This window comes from Pseudomonas sp. GW822-FHT02E03, from assembly GCF_058802325.1.
The window spans coordinates 25,047-31,046 of the sequence record NZ_JBXAOA010000056.1; the positions used below are offsets into that span (position 1 = coordinate 25,047).

At 58.3% G+C, this 6,000-nt stretch carries 5 protein-coding genes; 2 read left to right on the forward strand and 3 right to left on the reverse strand.

All coding sequences use genetic code 11. The features are described 5' to 3' along the window. Nucleotides 1-240 precede the first annotated feature (240 nt). From AC1RQB_RS25810 to AC1RQB_RS25820, 3 genes are all read right to left on the reverse strand, one after another. The gene (locus AC1RQB_RS25810) at nucleotides 241-822 is read right to left on the reverse strand and encodes an IMPACT family protein (RefSeq protein ID WP_063341635.1); all 582 of its coding nucleotides are present in this window, start codon (nucleotides 820-822) and stop codon (nucleotides 241-243) included. 7 nt (nucleotides 823-829) lie between these two features. Next, a complete protein-coding gene (locus AC1RQB_RS25815) occupies nucleotides 830-1,480 on the reverse strand; it encodes a TetR/AcrR family transcriptional regulator (RefSeq protein ID WP_063341634.1) in 651 nt (216 codons plus the stop codon). A gap of 211 nt (nucleotides 1,481-1,691) precedes the next feature. Then, a complete protein-coding gene (locus AC1RQB_RS25820) occupies nucleotides 1,692-2,612 on the reverse strand; it encodes a LysR family transcriptional regulator (protein ID WP_008006295.1) in 921 nt (306 codons plus the stop codon). Nucleotides 2,613-2,751: 139 nt separating this feature from the next. Between AC1RQB_RS25820 and aptA the strand changes: the two genes are divergently transcribed. Beyond that, nucleotides 2,752-4,101 (forward strand): omega-aminotransferase AptA, encoded by a 1,350-nt coding sequence (gene aptA / locus AC1RQB_RS25825; RefSeq protein ID WP_007906809.1) that lies wholly within the window; start codon nucleotides 2,752-2,754, stop codon nucleotides 4,099-4,101. A 65-nt stretch (nucleotides 4,102-4,166) separates the two neighbouring features. Next, complete coding sequence (locus AC1RQB_RS25830; RefSeq protein WP_063341633.1) at nucleotides 4,167-5,660, forward strand: CoA-acylating methylmalonate-semialdehyde dehydrogenase; 1,494 nt, start codon at nucleotides 4,167-4,169, stop codon at nucleotides 5,658-5,660. The last annotated feature ends 340 nt before the right edge of the window (nucleotides 5,661-6,000 follow it).

The window sequence follows — 6,000 nt, forward strand, 5'->3', positions numbered from 1 at the left end:
GTTGTTGGGAATTTGGATGAAAAATGAGCAAAGCCCGCAAAGCCGCATGACAGAAGGGTTACAGGGGAATGTGCTCAGGTTATCCACAGCCGGGTGCACAGCAGATGTGGGCAAGTATCGAGAATAAAGAAAACAGGGGTGCCCCAAAAGATCGCAGCCTTCGGCAGCTCCGGGATTGCATTTCTTATGGAAGTACACGGTCGGCGTAGGAGCTGCCGAAGGCTGCGATCTTTTGATCTTTTATCGCTGCAACAAAATGCGCCCGCGACTCAAGTCCGCCAGCTGCGTTTGCAGGGTATCTATCTGCCCCTCGCCGATCGCCAATTGCAGTTCCACGCCATTGGCCGTGAAGATTTCTTCCACGACCAAACCACCCAGTTCCGCTACCCGAAGCTTCACCAGCGCCAACTCGCCAAACGCACAGGCACAACTGACCGGCACCCGGCTGATCAGCTCGACCTTCGGCGCCCCTTGCAGGCATTTGTTGGCACCGCCGCCATAGGCCCGGGCGAGGCCGCCGGTGCCCAGTTGAATGCCGCCATACCAGCGGATCACCAGCACCGCGACCTGATCGCAATCCTGAGCTTCGATCGCTGCCAGAATCGGCCGGCCAGCGGTGCCGCCGGGTTCGCCATCATCGTTGCTGCGATATTGATCGCCGAGTTTCCAGGCCCAGCAATTGTGCGAGGCGTTCAAATCACTGTGCTGCTCGATGAACGCTTGGGCATCGGATGCGCTAGTGATTGGTCCGGCGAGGGTGATGAAGCGGCTTTTGCGAATCTCTTCGCGGTATTCGCAAAAGCCGCTGAGGGTAAAAGGCATAGGTGTCTTAGATAGCAGGCGTCAGGCCGCAGCCTTTGAGAATAATGCGGATCAGGTTGTTGCCGGCGTCTTCCATGTCTTGTTTGGTCAACTTGGTGCACCCGGTGACACGGCAGATCTGCGTGGCAAAATCGGCGTAATGCTGGGTGCTGCCCCACAGCAGGAAGATCAGGTGCACCGGGTCGATCGGGTCCATTTTGCCGGCGTCGATCCAGGTCTGAAACACTGCGGCCCGGCCCTGAAACCAGGTGCGGTAGTCCTGGTTGAAATGCTCGCTCAGGCATTCGCCGCCGCTGATGACCTCCATGGCGAAGACCCTCGAAGCTTGTGGCTGGCGCCGGGAGAATTCCATTTTTGCGCGAATGTATCGCGTCAATGCTTCTGCCGGATCATCCTCGACGGTCAGGGTATTGAAAGTACTGTCCCAGAGTTCAAGGATGTTGCTCAGCACCGCCACATACAAACCGAGTTTGTTAGTGAAGTAGTAATGCAGGTTCGCTTTGGGCAACCCGGCCTTCTGCGCGATGGTGTTCATGCTGGTGCCTTTGAATCCGTGACGGGCGAACTCGTCTTCGGCGGCTTTGATGATGGTCTCTTCGTTCTTCTGACGAATGCGGCTGGCGGGTTTGCCGCCGTGGGCTGGGACTTCAAAGGTCATAGGCACTTCCGAACGGGTAGATGGGTGTAACCAGATGCGTTGATAGCGCACCCGCAGGTCGCAGACAAGTCCTGTCGCGATAAAACCTTGACCACCGCAATCCCTGTGGGAGCCGAGCTTGCTCGCGATGGCGCCAGGTCAGTCACCATCGATGCTGATTGTTAAGCAGCCATCGCGAGCAAGCTCGGCTCCCACAGGAATCTTCAGTTGTTCAGCGCGTTGCGGCCAGGCTCTCAAGGAAGCTTTCCAGCACCAGATGCGGCCGACGTCCCTTGCGTGTGACCGATGCCAGGCTCAGGTCATAAAAACGTGCCTTGGGTTTCAGCGCACGCAATCGGCCTTGTTGCACCCAGAGGCTGGCGTAGTGGTCCGGCAGGTAACCGATGTAGCGCCCGGTCAGAATCAGAAATGCCATGCCTTCGCGATCCGATGCACTGGCGGTGCAGTTGAGCGCCTGATAGTGGGCCTGAATCTCGGCGGGCAAACGGAAGGTCGGGGCAATGGCGTCCTGGCTGTTGAGACGCTCATCGTCCAGTTGTTTGTCGTCTACATAAAATAGCGGATGGCCGACTGCGCAATACAACAGCGAACGTTCGCTGTAGAGCGGCTGATATTCCAGCCCCGACAGCGCACTGGCCTGCGGCACCACGCCGACATGCAAGCGCCCGTCGAGCACGCCTTGTTCGACTTCATTGGGCGCGATCATGCGGATCTGGATCTGTACGTCCGGGCCGCGTTCCTTCAGCTGCGCCAAGGCGTGGGTGATGCGCATGTGGGGCAGGGTGACCAGGTTGTCGGTCAGGCCAATGGTCAACTCACCGCGCAAATGTTGGTGGAGGCCATTGACCTCGGTGCGGAAACTTTCCAGCGCACTTAATAGCTGCAGCGCCGATTGGTAGACCTCGCGGCCCTCTTCGGTCAGGGAAAAACCGGCGCGACCGCGCTGGCACAGACGCAGGCCGAGGCGTTGCTCCAGATCGCTCATCTGCTGGCTGATGGCCGAGCGACCGATCCCCAGCACCGACTCTGCCGCGGAGAAGCCACCGCATTCCACGACGCTGCGAAAAATCCGCAACAGGCGGATATCAAAGTCACTGACTTGCGCCAGCGGATCGGGGCGACGGCTGCTCATGCTTTGTTTACTCAAAGTTTAGTAGCGGACTGACTGAAGGTTAGAAAAGTTGGATTTCACCGACTTTATCTCCGTGGCAATTTAGCTGCAAGAAAGCTTTTCATCTCCACGCCGCTTATTGCCCTGCGAGGTTTTGCCCATGAACGTGCCTGAAAACGCCCCGACTTCCCTGGCCAGCCAGCTCAAGCTCGATGCTCACTGGATGCCCTACACCGCGAACCGCAATTTCCAGCGCGACCCGCGACTGATCGTGGCCGCCGAAGGCAGTTGGCTGACAGACGACAAGGGTCGCAAGGTCTACGATTCGCTCTCGGGTCTGTGGACCTGCGGCGCCGGGCACACCCGCAAGGAAATTCAGGAAGCGGTGGCCAAGCAACTGGGCACCCTCGATTACTCGCCGGGCTTCCAGTACGGTCACCCACTGTCGTTCCAGTTGGCCGAGAAAATCACCGACCTGACGCCGGGCAATCTGAATCACGTGTTCTTTACCGACTCGGGTTCCGAGTGTGCAGACACGGCGGTGAAAATGGTGCGTGCTTACTGGCGCCTGAAAGGCCAGGCCACCAAAACCAAAATGATCGGTCGTGCTCGTGGTTATCACGGCGTGAACATCGCCGGCACCAGCCTCGGCGGCGTGAACGGCAACCGCAAACTGTTCGGTCAGGCGATGATGGACGTCGATCACCTGCCGCACACTTTGCTGGCGAGCAATGCTTTCACTCGTGGCATGCCGGAGCAGGGTGGTATCGCCCTGGCCGATGAATTGCTCAAGTTGATCGAGCTGCACGATGCCTCGAACATCGCAGCGGTATTCGTCGAGCCATTGGCCGGTTCCGCTGGCGTGCTGGTTCCGCCGCAGGGTTACCTCAAGCGTCTGCGCGAGATCTGCGATCAGCACAACATCCTGCTGGTGTTCGACGAAGTGATCACCGGTTTTGGTCGTACCGGTTCGATGTTCGGTGCCGACAGCTTTGGCGTGACGCCGGACCTTATGTGCATTGCCAAGCAAGTCACCAACGGCGCGATCCCTATGGGCGCAGTGATTGCCAGCTCCGAGATCTATCAGACCTTCATGAACCAGGCGACGCCGGAATACGCGGTGGAATTCCCGCACGGCTACACCTATTCCGCCCACCCGGTGGCTTGCGCTGCGGGCCTGGCGGCACTCGACCTGCTGCAAAAGGAAAACCTGGTGCAGAGCGTGGCGGAAGTGGCGCCGCATTTCGAAAATGCATTGCATGGTTTGAAGGGCTCGAAAAACGTCATCGACATTCGTAACTACGGGTTGGCCGGTGCCATCCAGATTGCGCCTCGCGACGGCGATGCCATCGTGCGTCCGTTCGAAGCCGGCATGGCCCTGTGGAAAGCCGGGTTCTACGTGCGCTTCGGCGGCGACACCCTGCAGTTCGGCCCAACCTTCAACAGCAAGCCGCAAGACCTCGATCGCTTGTTCGACGCGGTCGGCGAAGTGCTGAACAAAATCGACTGATTTTTCCCTTCTATATAGAGGCGCCCGGTGACGGGCGCCTGTGGACAACTTTTCTGGAGCCCTGCATGAGCCTTATCCCGCATTTGATCAATGGCGAACTGGTGACCGAAGACGGTCGTACGGCCGACGTGTTCAACCCGTCCACCGGTCAGGCGATCCACAAACTGCCCTTGGCCAGCCGTGAAACCATTCAAAAAGCCATCGACTCGGCCAAAGCTGCGTTCCCGGCCTGGCGTAACACTCCGCCGGCCAAGCGTGCTCAGGTGATGTTCCGCTTCAAGCAACTGCTGGAACAGAACGAAGCCCGCATCGCCCAACTGATCAGCGAAGAACACGGCAAGACCCTGGAAGATGCGGCCGGTGAATTGAAGCGCGGGATCGAGAACGTCGAGTTCGCCTGCGCGGCACCGGAAATTCTCAAGGGCGAGTACAGCCGTAACGTCGGGCCGAACATTGATGCCTGGTCGGATTTCCAGCCATTGGGCGTGGTGGCTGGTATTACCCCGTTCAACTTCCCGGCCATGGTGCCGCTGTGGATGTATCCGCTGGCGATCGTCTGTGGCAACTGCTTTATTCTGAAACCCTCCGAGCGTGATCCAAGCTCGACGCTGCTGATTGCTCAGCTGCTGTTGGAAGCCGGCCTGCCGAAAGGCGTGCTGAGTGTGGTGCATGGCGACAAGGCTGCGGTGGATGCCTTGATTGAAGCGCCGGAAGTCAAAGCGCTGAGCTTTGTCGGTTCGACGCCGATTGCCGAATACATTTACGCCGAAGGCACCAAGCGCGGCAAACGCGTCCAGGCGCTGGGCGGGGCGAAGAACCACGCGGTATTGATGCCGGATGCGGATCTGGATAACGCCGTCAGCGCACTGATGGGCGCGGCGTACGGGTCGTGCGGTGAGCGCTGCATGGCGATCTCGGTTGCTGTATGCGTCGGCGATCAAGTGGCCGATGCGTTGGTGGCCAAACTGGTACCGCAGGTCAAAGCGTTGAAAATCGGTGCCGGTACGACCTGTGGCCTGGATATGGGCCCGCTGGTTTCCGGTCAGGCTCGCGATAAAGTCAGTGGCTATATAGAAGACGGCGTTTCAGCAGGGGCGACCTTGGTGGTGGATGGTCGTGGTCTGAGCGTGGCCGGTCATGAAGAAGGTTTCTTCCTGGGCGGTTGCCTGTTCGATAACGTCACGCCAGAGATGCGCATCTATAAAGAAGAGATCTTCGGGCCGGTACTGTGCGTCGTTCGGGTCAACAGCCTGGAAGAGGCGATGCAACTGATCAACGATCACGAGTATGGCAACGGCACCTGTATCTTCACGCGTGATGGGGAAGCGGCGCGGTTGTTCTGCGATGAGATCGAAGTGGGCATGGTCGGCGTCAACGTGCCTTTGCCGGTGCCGGTGGCTTATCACAGCTTTGGCGGCTGGAAGCGTTCGCTGTTCGGCGATCTGCATGCGTATGGTCCGGATGGCGTGCGTTTCTATACTCGTCGCAAAACTATTACCCAGCGCTGGCCGCAACGGGCGAGCCATGAGGCTTCGCAATTCGCATTCCCTAGTTTGTAAGTAGAAGGGAAGAAGGCCGGCCCCTAGGGGCCGGCCTTCGTGTTTTCGGGGCTTCTTTATCTTATATGACAGAATTGTGAAATTAGAGGTTGACGGCAGATTCTGGACGTCTATAATTCGCCCCACTTCCGGCGCAGTCGAAACGGAAAACTTCTTGGTAAACAAAGAGTTACGCAGTTTTCGGCAGCGGTTGCGCTTCAGTTCATCGAAGCCAGAAGGAGTTGAAAGAGCGGTGTTGTTTGGCTCTTTTGACGGTTCGATCTTCTCGGTCGAAAGCGGAGAAAAAGAGGTGTTGACAGCAGCGAGTAACGCTGTAGAATTCGCCTCCCGCTAACGAGAG

What these genes read in the sequence shown, in the direction of transcription:
- AC1RQB_RS25810 (WP_063341635.1), bottom strand. Translation starts at nt 822, where the DNA reads ATGCCTTTTACCCTCAGCGGCTTTTGCGAATACCGCGAAGAGATTCGC.
- AC1RQB_RS25815 (WP_063341634.1), bottom strand. Translation starts at nt 1,480, where the DNA reads ATGACCTTTGAAGTCCCAGCCCACGGCGGCAAACCCGCCAGCCGCATT.
- AC1RQB_RS25820 (WP_008006295.1), bottom strand. Translation starts at nt 2,612, where the DNA reads ATGAGCAGCCGTCGCCCCGATCCGCTGGCGCAAGTCAGTGACTTTGAT.
- aptA (WP_007906809.1), top strand. Translation starts at nt 2,752, where the DNA reads ATGAACGTGCCTGAAAACGCCCCGACTTCCCTGGCCAGCCAGCTCAAG.
- AC1RQB_RS25830 (WP_063341633.1), top strand. Translation starts at nt 4,167, where the DNA reads ATGAGCCTTATCCCGCATTTGATCAATGGCGAACTGGTGACCGAAGAC.